The following is a 15686-nucleotide window of genomic DNA, read 5'->3' as shown; positions in this document are numbered from 1 at the left end:
ACACCACACAAGCACGAACGACAGGAGGTGGTTACCGATCCAGCGCCTGCGACAGAGCCTCCGCCGCTTGCGAGGTCGGCTGCGTAGCCGACTACGTCCTGTTCTTCGGGCAAAAGCCGGCGGCCGGCCCCGAGGTGGGACCGGCCGCTGGGGGTGGTGCTCAGAACTTGTAGGCGTCCGACTGGGGGTCGCCGTGGCAGCGCTTGTACTTCTTGCCCGAGCCACACGGGCAGGCGACGTTGCGCGGGGTGCCGGCGTACATCAGCGAACCCTCGTCGACGGCGTCGCCCATCACGGAGACCTCGTCGTCGCCGTCGATGGTCGGGGCCGAGTAGGTCAGCCGCTGCGGCTTCTTGTCACCGGTCAGGCCCTTGGCCCGCAGCCGCGGCGCCGCCGGGCGCTCCTCGTCCTGGACGCGGCCCGGGACCTCTGCCACCGGGGCGCCCGGCGTCAGGATGTCCTGGACGCGGCGGCCTTCGAGACCGGCGCCGTTCAGGTCAAGATCCACCCCGGCCGCCTCGGCCGCGGCGTTCTGCTCCATCTCGGCGCGCATCGCGTCGATGTCGACCTCGACGTTGAAGATGAACGCGACCGACTCCTCCTTGATCGACTCCATCATCGAGGCGAACATGTCGTAACCCTCGCGCTGGTACTCGACCAGCGGGTCGCGCTGCGCCATCGCGCGCAGGCCGATGCCCTCGCGCAGGTAGTCCATCTCGTAGAGGTGCTCACGCCACTTGCGGTCCAGCACGCTGAGCACCACGCGGCGCTCGAGCTCACGCATCGCGTCCTCGCCGAGCAGCTGCTCACGCCGCTCGTACGCCGCCTTGGCGTCCTCGAGGAAACGCTCGATCAGGAAGTCCTGCGTCAGGCCGGACTTCTCGCCGCCGGCCTCCTCGACCAGACCCTCCTCGGTCAGCTCGGTCGAGTACAGCGTCTTCATCGCGGTGAACAGGGCGTCGAGATCCCAGTCCTCGGCGAAACCGTCGGCGGTCGCGCCCTGGACGTAGCCGGTGACGGTCTCGTCGAGCATGTCCGCGACCTGCTCGCGCAGGTCGGCGCCCTCGAGCACCCGGCGGCGCTCGTCGTACACGACATGCCGCTGCCGGTTCATCACGTCGTCGTACTTGAGGATGTTCTTCCGGGTCTCGAAGTTCTGCGCCTCGACCTGGGACTGCGCGGACGCGATCGCCTTGGTGACGATCTTGTTCTCCAGCGGCTGGCTGTCGTCCTCGTTACGGGACATCGCCCAGTCGACCATCTCGCGCTTGAACAGGCGCATCAGGTCGTCCTCGAGGGACAGGTAGAAACGGGACTTGCCCGGGTCGCCCTGGCGGCCGGAACGACCGCGCAGCTGGTTGTCGATCCGGCGCGACTCGTGCCGCTCGGTGCCGAGCACGTACAGCCCGCCGGCCTCGCGGACCTCGGCCTGCTCGTCCTTGACCTGCTTCTCCCACTTCTCCAGCAGCGCGGGGTACTCCGCCTCGTACTGCTCGGGCTCCTCGGCCGGGTCGATCCCGCGGGAGCGCAGCTCCTTGTCGGCCAGGTGCTCGGGGTTGCCGCCGAGGATGATGTCGGTACCGCGGCCGGCCATGTTGGTGGCCACCGTGACGGCGCCCTTGCGGCCCGCCTCGGCGACGATCGCGGCCTCCCGCGCGTGCTGCTTGGCGTTCAGCACCTCGTGCGCGATGTTCTCCTTGCGGAGCTGCGCCGACAGCCGCTCGGACTTCTCGACGCTGGTGGTGCCGACCAGGATCGGCTGGCCCGACTTGTGCACGTCGACGATGTCCTTGACGACGGCGTCGAACTTGGCGTCCTCGGTGCGGAAGATCAGGTCCCGCTCGTCGGCGCGGACCATCGGCTTGTTGGTCGGGATCGGGACGACGCCGAGTTTGTAGATCTTGGAGAACTCCGCGGCCTCGGTCATCGCCGTACCGGTCATCCCGGCCAGCTTGTCGTAGAGGCGGAAGTAGTTCTGCAGGGTGATCGTCGCGAGGGTCTGGTACTCCTCCTTGATCTCGACGCCTTCCTTGGCCTCGATCGCCTGGTGGAGCCCCTCGTTGTAGCGGCGGCCGTGCAGCGTCCGGCCGGTGTGCTCGTCGACGATCAGCACCTCGTTGTCGACGACGACGTAGTCCTTGTCCTTGCGGAACAGGTCCTTGGCCTTGAGCGCGTTGTTCAGGTACGAGATCAGCGGGGTGTTGGCCGACTCGTAGAGGTTGTCGATCCCGAGCCGGTCCTCGACCTTCTCGATCCCGCGCTCCAGGATGGCGACCGTGCGCTTCTTCTCGTCGACCTCGTAGTCGGCGACCGGGCGCTGGTCCTCGGGCACCTTGTCGTCGGCGATCCGCGGCTTCAGCACGGTGGCGATCTTGGCCATCTCGACGTACCAGCGCTGGGAGTCCTCGGCCGGGCCGGAGATGATCAGCGGCGTCCGGGCCTCGTCGACCAGGATCGAGTCGACCTCGTCGACGATCGCGAAGTTGTGCTCGCGCTGCACGCAGTCCTCGATACTGGAGGCCATGTTGTCGCGCAGGTAGTCGAAGCCGAACTCGTTGTTGGTGCCGTAGGTGATGTCCCGGGCGTAGGCCTCGCGGCGCTCGGCCGGGGTCATGTCCGGCAGGATCACGCCGTAGTCGACGCCGAGGAAGTGGTAGACCCGGCCCATCCACTCGGCCTGGTACTTGGCCAGGTAGTCGTTCACCGTGATCACGTGCACGCCGCGGCCGGACAGCGCGTTCAGGTACGTCGGCAGCGTGCCGACCAGGGTCTTGCCCTCACCGGTCTTCATCTCGGCGATGTTGCCCAGGTGCAGCGCGGCGCCGCCCATGATCTGGACGTCGTAGTGGCGTTGGTGCAGCGTCCGCTTGGCGGCCTCCCGGACCACGGCGAAGGCCTCCGGGAGCAGCGCGTCGAGCGACTCGCCGTTCTCGTGGCGCTGTTTGAACTCCGCGGTCTGACCCCGCAACTCCTCGTCGGACATGCCGACGAAGTCGTCCTCGATCGAGTTGACCACTTTCGCGATGCCCTGGAGCTGACGCAGGATCTTGCCTTCGCCGATCCGCAGGACCTTGTCGATCACCTTCATGGTGGGGAGTTCTCTCCTTGCTGCTGAACGCCTGGTTGCGGCCGATGCCGACGGGCACGGCCGCCCCGGTGGGACGACGTGCGCCCCCCATCGTACGGGGCGCGGTGTGCCAAGCCACGCCCGCAGCGTGCCCTCGCCTGTATCTCCCCCACGCTCAGGCGTGGCGGAAAGTTCCCGTTAACCCGTCAGCTACCTCGCAGAACGTGGCTGAGCGCTGGCGCGAGGTCACCGCCGCCGACCATCCGGACCTGCTCCAGACCGAGCCAGCCGGCCAGCTGGACCAGCTCGGCGGCCAGCTCCTCGGCAGTCTCGGCCGGGGCCTTGGGCTCGGCGTGCGCCGACTGGACCAGCAGGACGCCGGCCGCCCGGTCCGCCTTCAGGTCGACGCGGGCGACCAGCCGGTCGCCGAGCAGGAACGGGAGCACGTAGTACCCGAAGACGCGCTTCTCGGCCGGGACGTAGATCTCGATGCGGTACCGGAAGCCGAACAGCACCTCCGTCCGCGTCCGCTCGAAGACGAGCGAGTCGAACGGGCTGACCAGGGCCCGCGTGTTCACCCGGCGCGGCAGCCGGGCATCCCGATGCAGGTACGCCGGGCGCTTCCACCCGTCGATCTGAACGGGCAGCAGCTCGCCCTCCTCGACCAGCTCGGCGATCGCCTGAGCCGTCGGGGCGGGCGCCGTCCGGAAGTAGTCCTTCAGACATTGCGCGGTCGCGACGCCGTGCGCCCGGGCCGCGATCGACACCAGCCCGCGGTGCGCCTCGTCGAGCGTCGGCGTCGGGGTCTGGACGACGGCTGCGGGCAGCACGCGCTCCGGTACGTCGTACTCACGCTCGAACTGCTGGTTACGCCGGGCGACGGTCACCTCGCCGGCGAAGAACAGATACTCCAGGGCGCGCTTCACATCCGACCAGTTCCACCCCCAGTGCTCACGGGAGCGCTCGACGTCGTCGTCGATCTGGCGGGCCGTCAACGGACCGTGCTCGCGGACGTCGGCGAGCACCTGTTCGACCAGGTCAGGACGCTCCTTGGCGATCGACCGCGGACCGCCCCAGGCCTCCGTCTCGGCGCGGGCCATCCGCCAGCGCATCAGCGGATGCGTCTCGACGGGCAGCAGGGACGCCTCGTGCGCCCAGTACTCCACGAGGCGTCGCGGGCCCTTGCCGGACGCCCGGTCGAGCAGCTCGCGCGGGTAGGGACCGAGGCGGGAGTAGAGCGGCAGGTACTGCGCGCGGCTGAGCACGTTGACCGAGTCGATCTGGAGCAACCCGATCCGGCCGAGCACCCGGGACAGCGCCCGCGCATCCGGAACGCCCTTGGGCCGCGGATCCATGAACCCCTGGGCCGCCAGCGCCACCCGCCGCGCCTGGGCCGTCGACAACACCTGCGTACTCATGTCACGGATTCTGCCCGGGCCCACCGACAGAACGCGGCGCGACCGAGATCATCATGTGCGCGCTGGCGAGGTGCATGATCACGTAGTAGCCGACGAGCGGCCAGCCGGTCGCCTCCTCGGGGAGGAAGAACGCTGTGCTCCCGGCCAGGTACAACGGCGCCGGGACCAAGTGCCACCACTTTCGGCGCCGGTAGGCCATCACCCCGGCAATGATCGCGGGCGCCACTCCCAGCGTCGCCCACGACAGCACCACTGCTCCGGCCTTCAGCGCAAACCGGCGCCGCTGGTCGGGCAGGGCACGCCGCGCCGGCGGAGACGGGTGCAGCACCGCCGCTGCAGCCAGCGGGTTGTGGACCTGGAACGGCTGTGGCGCCACCACGAGCGGAGCAGCCGCTGGAGGCAGCGGTAGGACAGGCGCAACCGGGTGGGGAGGCGGCTGCGGGACGTGGACAGCGGTCGGGGGCAGCTGAACGGCCGGGAGGGGATGTGGCTGGCTGAACTGGAAGGGACCGCCAGGCGGGGGTAGCGGCACGTGGTCGAGGTAGCGCTTCGGCTTGGCGCGGGGCACCGGGACCGGCTGCTCGGACTCCGGCAGCAGGGTCGGGTCGTCGACGGCGATCCGCCGGGCCAGCTCGCGCACGTCCGCCGACGGCGACCGGTTCTCCATCCGCTGCAGCCGTTTGCGCAGTTCGGCGTACTGGTTCAGGGCGTCCTGTTTGCGGTCGGTGCGGTACAGCGCCAGCAGGAAGGTCTTGCGATAACCCTCACGGAGCGGGTGAGCGGCCACCTGCTGCGCGAGGTCAGGCAGGATCTCGTGATGCAGCCCGCGCTCCAGCTCAACCTCGTACAGCGCCTCGAACGCCTGCAGCCGCACGTCCTCGAACCGCTCCCGCACCGCCGCGAAGAACGCTCCGTCGAACCCCTCCAGCAGCGCACCACGCCACCTGCCGAGCCCCGCACGCAACTCGTCCCCCGCCGCCTCCAGATCGCCTCGCCCCCGAGCGGCCCTAGCACTGAGAACCGCATCGTCGAAGCCGAAGCTGTCGACATCCGCCCGGTCCGCACACAGCATGTACCGATCACCGGACAGATGGATGAGGTTGCCGTCGGCCCCCGGAAAACGATGTGGGTCCACCAGATCCCGCAGTACGTCGATGGCCTCGCTCAACTGCTCCGACGCGTCCTCCGGCCCACCGTCCGGCCACGCCGCCGCCAACAGATCCGCCGCAGCAACTGGCTCATTCGGAGCAGTCAGCAACGCCCCCAAAACCCGTCGCTCCACCTCAGACCCAACCGAGAGCGAAACCCCCGCCCGCCGCACAACAAGCGGCCCGAGCACGCTGTAGCGAACACTCCCCATGGGCCTCCCTCTCCTGTTGTTCAGCAGCGATTTTACCGGCGAGAGAGGTCTATCCGAGGCGAGCTCTCAGACGGGTGGCGGCTCGACAACAAGCGAGGGCGGACCGGTAGGCGGCAGCCCACTCGTTGTACCGCTCCTGGTCTCCGAGCTCGGCGGCCTCGCCGATCAGGTCCTCGAAGCGGAGCAGGTCCAGCTCATCACGCTGCAGACAGAGCATGTACGGCCCCTCGCTGAGCTCGATCAACGCGCCATCGGTGCCGGGCAGCCGATCCGGGTCGACCAGCTCTCGGAGCTTCGCGACCTCGCTCCAGACATGCCGCCCACCGATATGAGCCGGCGTGTTCGAATGCAGCAGCAACGTCGCCAACAGCCGATGCCCTTGGCTGAACGGGACCGCGATTCCGTTTCGGCGCACGACGAGCGGACCGAGCAGCCCGTACGTCACATTCCCCATCCAGCCCCCAGGCCTGATCCGATCGTGATCCTACGGCGGCGGCAGGATCAGGAGGTGGTCGCGTAGTTCTGCGGTGAGTTTGACGACGCCTCTGGTTTCCAGGTCTTCGGGTCGGGTGAAGGGGGGTGACAGGCGTTGTTGGAGGATGCGGGCGGCTACTTCTGGGGTGACGCCGGGCAGGGTGGTGAGGAGGTCGGCGGGGGCGGTGTTGAGGTCGATCAGGCCGCCGTCGTCGGCGCCGCGGCCGAGGTCCGGGCGGCCGATGCCGGCTTGGCGTACGGCTTGGGGGTTGTAGCGGGCGTAGCGGCGCCAATAGTCGCGGGTTCGGCCCGCTTCGCGGGACTTGCGGCTGTAGGGCCACCAGGTGCGCGGCCACCAGCGGTGCTCGGGCATGAACAGGTCGACGAGCACGTGGACCAGCGCGACGATGGCCAGCGGAATGGCCACCAGGATCCCGTCGTCGGATGCGAAGGTCAGGATCGGCACGGCGGTGTAGACGGCGGCCGGGGCGAGCAGCGAGGGTCTACGGCGCTCGATGGCGCGATAGATGAAGTAGATGACCGCGCCGATCCCGCAGGTGAACAGCGACATCGCGAGGCCGCCCAGTGCCTTGGCCGGCTCCGTCAAGTGGGGTACCGACTTCGGCCGCGGCCGTGCGGACGGCTGCATGGCGGGCGCGGCCGGCGCGACGGGCAGCATCAGGAGCGGGTCGAAGTTGTACATGCGCGCCCAGAGCGACTTCAGGGCCAGGGAAGGGTGGGGGTTGAGTGCCGCGAGCTCTTGGTACTCCGCGAGGGCCTGCGGCTGCCGGCCGGTTCGGTAGAGGGCGATCATCAGCGCGGCCCTGGTGCGCTCCCGCAGCGGGTGCTGCGCGACCATTGCGGACAGCTCTGGCAGGACCTCCTCGTGGCGGCCGCGGGCGAGCTCGACCTCGTACAGGTCCTCGACGACGGTCAGACACTGCTCGTTGAGCCGGTACCGGGCTTGTTCGAACGGGTAGCCCCTCAGCCCGGCGAACGGCTCGCCACGCCACATCTTCAGCGCGCCTCGGTATGCGTCGGCAGCCTCGTCGCGGCGGTCCTGGTCACGGAGCTTGCGGGCTTTGGCGACGGCGTCCTCGAACCGGAACAGGTCCAGTTCGTCACGCTCCATGCAGAGCATGTACCGGCCGTCGCTGAGCTCGATCAGCGCGCCGTCGGTGCCCTGCGGCCGGTGCGGGTCGACCAGCTCCCGGATCTGCTCGATGTCGTCACGGACGTCCTGTCCGCCGACGTCCATCGGCCGATTCGGCTGCGTCAACAGCGTCGCCAGCAACTGACGCTGCGCTCCGACCGGGACCGGAGCCCCGCTTCGGCGTACGACGAGCGGTCCGAGCAGCTCGTACTCAACAGCTCCCACTCAGACCCCCAGATCTGTTGCGAAGCTGGATCTTATGGCGCGGGGAGGATCACCAGGAATGTCGCGACGGCGTCCGGGAGCGGCGACGGGAAGAGGCCGCGGTCGGACAGGTCCGACATGCTGTTGAACCGGCCCTGCTGCTCGCGACTGGCGACGATCAGCGCGGCGTGCTGGGCGCTGACGCCGGGGATGCGGGTCAGAACGCCTGCGGGTACTTCGTTGGGGTCGACGAGCCCGCCGTCGTCGTACTCGCGGTGCAGATGCGGGAGGCCGATCCCGAGCGACCGGGCGAACGCCGGGTCCCGCTCGAGGACCTGGCGGGCGCGCAGCCGCTGGTCGAGGGCGGCCAGGGCGCGGATTCGGCGTACCGACACCGGTGCGACGGTGAAGCCGACGTGTGCCGCGCTGCCGATCACCTCGACCACGAGCACGATGAATCCGAACCCGGCCATGGCCGAGCTGCTGTCGGAGTCGCTGAACGCCATCAGGAGGAGGCCGATCAGCCAGACGGCGAAATAACCGAGCGCGGCCAGCAGAAGGGTCTTGCGCCGGCGCAAGTAGGACAGGACCAACAGCCCGGCCACACTGCCGAGCCCGAAGGTGATCACCGTGATGAAGACAGCCGCCGCCTTCATCAGAATGCGCCCGAGGCGCGGGCGCTGCGGCGGGATCAGATCTGACATGGAGACCGGCCAGCCGCGCCCGAGCGACCAGTCCCGACCGCCGCGACGGGAGATGATCGCCGGCGGCTCGGCAACCGCAGTAGCTGTCGCACCACCGCCCGCTTGCCGGAGGGCCGGGTCGTTGCGCTGAATGCGCGCCTGAAGCTGCTGCAGCTCCGGACCGGGCTCGACGCCGTACTCCCCGACCAGATGGTCGTGCAGATCGCGGTACGCCGCGACAGCGTCCTCCGAGCGACCGGCGCGGTACAGGGCCAACATCTGGGCGCCGCGGAGGCGCTCGCGCAATGGGTACGCCGCAGCGAGTTCGGGGAGCTCTTCGGCCAGCAGACCGTGGTGGCCGAGCTCCAGCTCGATCTCGGCCCGGTCCTCGATCGCACCGGCGCGCAGCTCGGCCAGCTGTTTGCGGGCCTCGTCGAAGACCGCCCCGGCCAGACCGGCGAACGGCTCACCCCGCCAGAGGCTGAGCGCCTGCCGTAGCTTCTCGGACGCCTCGGCCAGCTCACCGGCTCGCCGCAACTCCCGGGCCGCACGCACCTGGGTCTCGAACTCGTCGACGTCCGAACAGCCCGGCGTCACGACGACGCGGTAGCCGCCGGACTCCAGGATCAACAGGTTCCCCGCGCTCCGCGGGGCCCGGTCGGGCTCCAGGATCCGGCGCAGACCGGCGACGTACTTCTGGACGACGTTCGTCCCGTTCACCGGCGGCTCGTCGTCCCAGACGGCGGCGACGATCCGCGCAGTCGGGATCACCTGGTTCGGCGTCACCAACAGCGTCGCGAGCACGGCCTGCTGTTTGGCGGGGCCGAGCGCCAGCTCCTCCTGCCCGCGGGTGACCCGCAGTGGTCCGAGCACATCGAACCGGACCGGTACTTCGTTCACCGGCGCTCCTCCTTGGGGGCGTCCTCGACAGGCACAACTAGTACGACGTCAGCGATCGGCCGCGGTAACGGCCATGAGAACACGCCACGCGCAGCCACATCCTCCAACGAGCGGAACGGGCCACGGTGATTGCGTTCGGCGATGATCAGCGCCGCATGTTCCGGTGGGACACCAGGCAGGGTACGCAGCACCGCCAGCGGCGCGCTGTTCAGGTCGACCAGCACCTGGACGGGCCGCGGGCTCTGGCGCGCCGGAACGAGCCAGGCCGCGTGCAGGCTGCACACCAGCATGGTCAGCACCCACAGCGTCACCATGACCCCGTCGATCGGCCTGAACTCGTCGGTCTCGCTCTCGCCGATCACGATGGGACCAGCGAACGACAGCACCAGGTAGCCGACCGCAGCCAAGGCCAACCGCCAGCTCCGGCGTCGGACGGCGAGCACGGCCATCATCGGCCCACAGCCGAGGCCGCCGGTGACTGGCGGCACGAGCACGGCCGCCACCTTCAGGAGCCGGTCCTGCAGCCGAAGCGGCTGCCAGACCGGCGGAGGCTGCCCGAAAGGGCGCACTTCGTCGACCACCCGCTCAGCCGGCGGCTGGGCCTTGTGGAGCAACTGCGCGTATGCACCCTGCAGCTCAGGGCCTGGGCGACCACCACTCAGCTGCAACGCTTCCTGGTACGACATGTGCGCCTCGGCCTGCCTGCCGGTGCGGTAGAGCGCCACGACCTGGGCGGCGCGGAGGCGCTGGCGGTCCGGGTACTCGGCGATCAGCCGCGTCAGCTCCGGCAGCAAGGTCGCCTCGTGCCCCTGCTCGAGCTCCAGCTCAGCCCACTCCTGCAACGCGTCGGCACGGCTCTCGGCCAGCTGAGCACGGACGGCGTCGAAGTAGCCACCCGGCAGACCGGCCAGCGGCTCGGCCCGCCACAGCGCGAGCGCGCTGCGGACCTCTGCGGCGGCCTCGACACACCGACCGAGCGCCCGGAGCGCTTGGACCTGCTGTACGCGGCTGGTGAACTCGCCGAGGTCCGAGCCGCCCGGAGAGACCGTGAGCCGGTAGCCGGTAGGTGTCAACGTCAGAGTCTGTGCAGCGGCGCGCGGCGTCCGCTCCGGCTCCAGGACGCGTCGCAGCCCAGCGACGTACTTCTGGACGACGTTGGCGCCGTTCTCGGGTGGGTCGGAGCCCCACACCTGGTCGACGATCTCGGTGGCCGGCAGTGGGTCGTTCGCGGCGAGCAGCAGGGCCGCGAGGACCGCCTGCTGCCGAGCCGGCCCGAGGTCGATCTCAGCCGAGCCACGGCGCGCCCGGAGCGGTCCGAGGAGCTCGAACCGCACTGCGTCGTCCACCCCGGCCTCCCGAACCCGAACCGTCGCCGGATTCTATCCAGCCGGTCGGACCACAGCAGACCACTGGACGGCAGTGGGAGCGCAGTGGACGGCAGTCGGACCGCAGCGAGCGCAGACTGCGATGAGTAATGGTCTTTACCAGAACACCGACCGATCGGGCGGTGCACCGGAAAGAGAGCACACCATGTCCTTCCCCTGGATTCGCAGCACTGCCGCCGGCCTGCTGATCGCGACCGCGGCCGTCGGCTGCGGCAGCGGCGACTCGGCCGCGGGCAACCAGCCGTCCACCCCGCCGCCGGCGTCCGCAAGCACGCCGACGCCGACTCCCACCCCGACCCCCACGACGCCGGACCTGTCCACGCTCGCCGCCCCGGCGCTGTTCGCCAAGGCCAAGGGCGTCGCGCAGACGAGCAGCAGCTTCCGCGTCCGCGGCTCGTTCGTCGATGCCGAGGGCAAGACGTCGATCGACGTCCACCTCACCAAGACCGGTGGTCAGGGTCTGTTCACGACCGCCGGGGTGCCCACCCGGATCATCGTGCTCGGCAAGACCGTCTATCTGCAGATGACCGAGAAGGCCGTCCGGCAGATGGCCAAGGAGGACAAGGTCAGCGCGGCCGAGACCGAGGTGATGGTCAAGCTGATGAGCGACAAGTGGATCAAGCTGAGCCAGCCCAAGGACAGCGGCTTCCAGGCGCTGGTCGAGCTGGCCACCCGGGACACCTTCATCGCCGGGGTGTTCGTGCCCAGCGGGAAGCTGACCAAGACGGCCGCGAAGACCGTGGACGGTGTCCCGGCGATCGGCCTGAACGACGGCGAGGGAACGCTGTGGGTGGATCGCCGGACCGCTCAGCCGGTGCAGATGGAGAGCGGCGGCGAGGCGCTCCGGTTCAGCGATTTCAACCGGCTGACCGCGCCGAAGGCGCCGCCGGCGGCGGACACCCTGGATGGGAAGGCGATGGGCCTCTGAGCAGGTCATAACTTCGGTATTACCGCAAGTGAGAGGTGCGCTACCCCGGGTAGCCGGGAGAGTCTTCGGTCAGGCCGTGCCGCCCGCACGGCCAATGACCCCTGGAGTGTGAGGCATGACAGGAAGACTTCAGCTGGTGCGCGTCCTGGTGGCCGCCGGCGCCGTGCTGGCCGCGTCCCTGGGCGCGGTGACCGCGACCGCGGCCCCCTCGCCGGACGGCCCGAAGACCCGGATCGTCGGCGGCGAGAAGGCGAACACCGCCGACACGCCGTGGGCGGTCGCGCTGAACAACAGCGGCTCCCCCTCACCCAGCGGTCAGTGGTGCGGTTCGACGCTGGTCAAGGCCGACAAGCTCGTCACCGCGGCGCACTGCGTGAGCGGCTACGACGTCGCGACGTTCACGGCGATCCAGGGGCTCGATGTCCTCACGGATCCCGGCGGCAAGAAGTCGAAGATCAGCAGCGTCTGGATCCACCCGGACTACGGACAGAAGGCCGGCCACGACGTCGCCGTCCTGACGCTGGCGACGCCGTTCACCGGCGTACCGACGCTGCCGCTGGAGACGGAGGCAGCGGCCGACAAGGTCGGCGCCGCGGCGGTCGTCTACGGCTGGGGTGAGACCGAGGGCAGCGGCCCGAAGGACACCTTCCAGAAGGTGGACGCGCCGGTGCTCGGTGACGAGTACTGCGCCAAGGCCTACGCGGACGAGGGCTTCTCCGGGCCGGACGAGATCTGCGGCGGCTTCGAGCAGGGCGGCAAGGACTCCTGCCAGGGCGACTCCGGCGGCCCGCTCGTCCTGAACGGCCGCCTGTTCGGCGTCGTCTCCTGGGGCGTCGGGTGCGCGGACGCCGGTAACCCGGGCGTCTACGCCGAGGTCGCGACGTACGCCGCCACCCTGCAGGAGCAGATCGGTTAGGGACCTTCACAGGGGAAGGAAAAGCGGGGCCGGGCTGATTGCCCGGCCCCGCTGTTTGTTGTCGGTCAGACGGCCAGGCGGATCACGCCGTAGTCGTAGCCGCGGCGCCGGTAGACGACGCTCGGTTGGTTGTCGTCGGCATCGACGAACAGGTAGAAGTCGTGCCCGACCAGCTCCAGCTCGTACAGAGCCTGGTCAAGGGACATCGGCTTGGCGGTGTGCGTCTTCTCGCGCATGACCAGCGGGCCGTCGCCCGTGACCGTCAGCGAGCCGAATTTGTACGTGGCCACCTCGTCCTCGGCGGCCGGCTCCTCCACCGGTGCGGCGCCGTTCAGCGGCTGCTTCACGTTCACCTGCCGCAGGCCCTCCGGCGCGCGCTCACCGCGGTGCACCCGGCGCCGGTCGGCCGCCTTGCGGACCTGGGCCCGCAGCCGGTCCAGGCAGACGTCGAACGCGGCCTGCTTGGTCTCGCCGCACGCCTCCGCGCGGACCACCGGACCCTTGGTGTACATGGTGAGCTCGACACGCATCGCACGATCGTGCTGTCGCGGGTTCTTCTCCTGGCTGACTTCCACCTCGCACCGCAGTACCCGGTGATCGACCTTCTCGATTCGCTCGAGTTTTTCCTCGACGTACTGCCGGAAGCGGTCACTGACCTCGCAGTGATGACCCTTGACAACGACGTCCACGGAAACCTCCATCGATCGGCGACTTCTTGTTACGTCTCCGGTCCCCCGAAAGCTCGGACCATCAACTCCTTGATGCCGGTAATTGGACACGGGGCGCCCGAAACGACAGACACCCGCGGCCCGGCCGGTCGGAGCCGGTGGAAAGGAATCCGGCTGATCCGGTCCTGCTCCACATCACTGCCCGACAAGCCCGTGCGGGTGTCATAGGCCAACGCTAGTCGGCTTCGGCGAAAACCGGTAGGGAAGTTCTCATGAACCAGACGACAGCCGCAGCCGGGTCGCGGCCACCACGGCACAGCCGAGCACCGGAATTCCCCGTGATTCCAAGGCGCGGCACGCCTCGCTGAGCGTGGAACCGGTCGTCATCACATCGTCGACCACCACGATCGGTTGATCCGTCAGCGTTTCAGCCCAGCGCGAACGGACCGCGAAAGCCCCGTCCAGGTTGGCCATCCGGGCCGCCGCCGACAGCTCCGCCTGGTCCTGAACCCGCCGCGTCACCCGCAACGCCGGCGCCACCCGAGCCGCCACCCCCTGCCGCCGCAACTCCCGCACCGCCGCCCGGGCCACCCGCCGCAACGGATCATGCCCGCGCCGCCGTACGGTCGCCGCCCGCGAAGGCACCGGCACCACCCAAACCCCCGCCCGCTCGCCCAGAACCCGCCTCACAGCCCCCGCCAGCACCCCACCCAACACCCGAGCCAACCCATACCGCCCGCGCTCCTTATGAGCTACCACCACCCCGCGCACCGGATCCCCGTAAACCACCCCAGCCACCACCGGCGCCACCCCAAGCGGCCGCTCCCGCACCCAGAACCCCCGCGCCCCCGCCAACTCCCCCCGACACCCCCGACAAACCCCAACCCCCGCCTTCCCACACCCCACACACCCCCCACCCACCACCAAATCCACCACCGCATCCCACACCCCCCAACCCTCCCCACCCGTCCCCCGCCCCCGCAACCACCTCCCACCCGACCTGTGGATAACCCACCCACGCCGAGCCCACCGTGCCGACGAACAAGCCGCGCCCCACCCACGCCGACGAACGAGCCACGCCCCACCCATGCCGACGAACGGGTAATAGTCCGCGAGCCGCCGGCAAACGCGCCGCACCTCGCACTCGGCACGCCCGGTCCCCCGACCTCTACCCGCTCGTCGGCACCCCGCCCACCGAACCACCGCGTTTGGCTGGTCAGCCAACCCGCGGGTGGGTGGGCCAACCGCCTGCAGCTGGCCCACCCACACCAGGCCTAGCGGGCCCAGCAAACAGGTGGGTGGGCCCAGCAAAGGGGTGGGTGGGCCCAGCAAACAGGGGTGGGGGTCAGCCGGGGTAGGTGGGGGTTATTTCTCGGGTGGTGTCGTTGGGGGAGGTCCAGGTGAGGTCTCGGGACTGCCAGTGGATGTGGTTGTCGGTGTCGCCGAAGACGGGGAGGGTGTCGACGTTGGGGTTGGAGGCGATGGTTTTGATGGGGAACTCGGCCGTGGCGCCGGGGAGGAGCTGGAGGCTGGAGCCGTCGGGGTTGACCAGCCAGGGGGCGCTGCTGTTGTTGCCGACGGCGACGCCGGCGACCAGGATGCCCTTCTTGGACCAGGCGGCGTCGGTGATCGCGGTGAGCGGGACCTCGAGGTTGCGGAGCTGGGCGAGTTTGAGCTTCTTGCTCTCGTCGTCGGTCTGGATGGAGGCGGTCTGGACGGAGTTCTGCCCGGATTTGACCGCCTTCATCACCAGGAGCACACGGACGCCGTCCGGCGCCATCCGGATCGCCTGCGGGCGCTGGCCGCGGAAGTCGGCGTCCACCTGCTCGACGGTTCCGTCCTTGGTGCGGACGCGGAGGCGCGGGGACGCGCTGTCGGCGCGGTCCAGGATCCAGAGGTTGTCGGAGAAGTCGTAGCTGGGCCGCAGCACCTTGCCCTGGGTCTCGATCTGTTTGATCGGCTCGTTCTTGCCGTTCTCCTCCGAGTCGAGTTTCGCGTACGCGACCACCCGCTCGCCGCCGATCGTCGTGACGATGGCCCCGGAGTCCGCCCGGAGGCTGACCGCGAAGGACTCCGCGTGGTGCTGGTAGAGCGGGCTGGTGGTCAGCGGCCGGGCGGCGTTCTCGGCGCCGTCGTCGAGGCCCTCGATCCGCTGCACCTTGCCGCCCTGCAGGCCGTACAGGTTGGCCATCTGGCCGGTGGACGGCGCCGGGTCGAACTCGGTGAACAACGAGATCGGCAGCACCTCCGGCGATTCGGGTAGCAGCGGCGCGCCGTTCACGGTGATCTGCACGCGCAGACTGATCTGGTTGAGCGTGTAGACGATCTGCGCCGCGAGCGCCCGGCGTTCGGTGTCGCGCAGCTGTCCGGCCGCGTCGTTGAGCGTGACCGTCGCCGTCCCCAGATGAACGGGTAATCTGCGTAACCATGACCCCTACGCGCTACGCCGACGGCGTCCCGAAGCTGCAGTCCCGACGCCCGCTCGCCTCGATCTACATCCGCCTGAGCGGCGCGGCCGACGAGGCGAACA

General features: G+C 69.5%; 12 protein-coding genes. 2 read left to right on the top strand and 10 right to left on the bottom strand.

All coding sequences use genetic code 11. The features are described from left to right. Nucleotides 1-160: 160 nt before the first annotated feature. From secA to HPO96_RS39830, 7 genes are all read right to left on the bottom strand, one after another. Nucleotides 161-3088 carry a preprotein translocase subunit SecA gene (secA, locus tag HPO96_RS36370; protein WP_171679033.1) on the bottom strand — a complete coding sequence of 976 codons (2928 nt, stop codon included), beginning with the start codon at nucleotides 3086-3088 and terminating at the stop codon, nucleotides 161-163. 185 nt (nucleotides 3089-3273) lie between these two features. After that, on the bottom strand, nucleotides 3274-4485 hold the full coding sequence (locus HPO96_RS36365) for a winged helix-turn-helix domain-containing protein (protein WP_171679032.1): 1212 nt from the start codon (nucleotides 4483-4485) through the stop codon (nucleotides 3274-3276). A 1-nt stretch (nucleotide 4486) separates the two neighbouring features. Then, a complete protein-coding gene (locus tag HPO96_RS36360; RefSeq protein ID WP_171679031.1) occupies nucleotides 4487-5767 on the bottom strand; it encodes a BTAD domain-containing putative transcriptional regulator in 1281 nt (426 codons plus the stop codon). A gap of 127 nt (nucleotides 5768-5894) precedes the next feature. Then, complete coding sequence (locus HPO96_RS36355) at nucleotides 5895-6299, bottom strand: AfsR/SARP family transcriptional regulator (protein ID WP_171679030.1); 405 nt, start codon at nucleotides 6297-6299, stop codon at nucleotides 5895-5897. A gap of 30 nt (nucleotides 6300-6329) precedes the next feature. Next, complete coding sequence (locus tag HPO96_RS36350; RefSeq protein ID WP_171679029.1) at nucleotides 6330-7697, bottom strand: BTAD domain-containing putative transcriptional regulator; 1368 nt, start codon at nucleotides 7695-7697, stop codon at nucleotides 6330-6332. 32 nt (nucleotides 7698-7729) lie between these two features. After that, nucleotides 7730-9259: a BTAD domain-containing putative transcriptional regulator gene (locus HPO96_RS36345; protein WP_171679028.1), complete on the bottom strand. Its 1530-nt coding sequence runs from the start codon at nucleotides 9257-9259 to the stop codon at nucleotides 7730-7732. Then, complete coding sequence (locus tag HPO96_RS39830) at nucleotides 9256-10605, bottom strand: BTAD domain-containing putative transcriptional regulator (RefSeq protein WP_171679027.1); 1350 nt, start codon at nucleotides 10603-10605, stop codon at nucleotides 9256-9258. The genes HPO96_RS36345 and HPO96_RS39830 overlap by 4 nt, the downstream gene beginning before the upstream one ends. A 184-nt stretch (nucleotides 10606-10789) precedes the next feature. Here HPO96_RS39830 and HPO96_RS36335 point away from each other — a divergent pair, with 184 nt between their 5' ends. Together HPO96_RS36335 and HPO96_RS36330 are read left to right on the top strand one after the other, a co-directional pair. After that, nucleotides 10790-11572 (top strand): hypothetical protein, encoded by a 783-nt coding sequence (locus HPO96_RS36335; RefSeq protein WP_171679026.1) that lies wholly within the window; start codon nucleotides 10790-10792, stop codon nucleotides 11570-11572. Between the two features lie 115 nt (nucleotides 11573-11687). Then, nucleotides 11688-12488 carry a S1 family peptidase gene (locus tag HPO96_RS36330; protein WP_171679025.1) on the top strand — a complete coding sequence of 267 codons (801 nt, stop codon included), beginning with the start codon at nucleotides 11688-11690 and terminating at the stop codon, nucleotides 12486-12488. 65 nt (nucleotides 12489-12553) lie between these two features. Here HPO96_RS36330 and hpf read toward each other — a convergent pair whose 3' ends face one another. From hpf to HPO96_RS36315, 3 genes are all read right to left on the bottom strand, one after another. Next, nucleotides 12554-13177, bottom strand: a complete 624-nt coding sequence (gene hpf, locus HPO96_RS36325) for a ribosome hibernation-promoting factor, HPF/YfiA family (protein WP_171679024.1) — start codon at nucleotides 13175-13177, stop codon at nucleotides 12554-12556. 249 nt (nucleotides 13178-13426) lie between these two features. Next, nucleotides 13427-13801 carry a ComF family protein gene (locus HPO96_RS39825; protein WP_337796951.1) on the bottom strand — a complete coding sequence of 125 codons (375 nt, stop codon included), beginning with the start codon at nucleotides 13799-13801 and terminating at the stop codon, nucleotides 13427-13429. Between the two features lie 700 nt (nucleotides 13802-14501). Then, on the bottom strand, nucleotides 14502-15560 hold the full coding sequence (locus HPO96_RS36315) for an LpqB family beta-propeller domain-containing protein (protein WP_272954793.1): 1059 nt from the start codon (nucleotides 15558-15560) through the stop codon (nucleotides 14502-14504). Nucleotides 15561-15686 lie beyond the last annotated feature (126 nt).

Source organism: Kribbella sandramycini (genome assembly GCF_013131805.1).
GTDB classification, from domain to species: Bacteria; Actinomycetota; Actinomycetes; order Propionibacteriales; family Kribbellaceae; genus Kribbella; species Kribbella sandramycini.
This window is presented reverse-complemented; position numbering and strand designations above follow the sequence as displayed.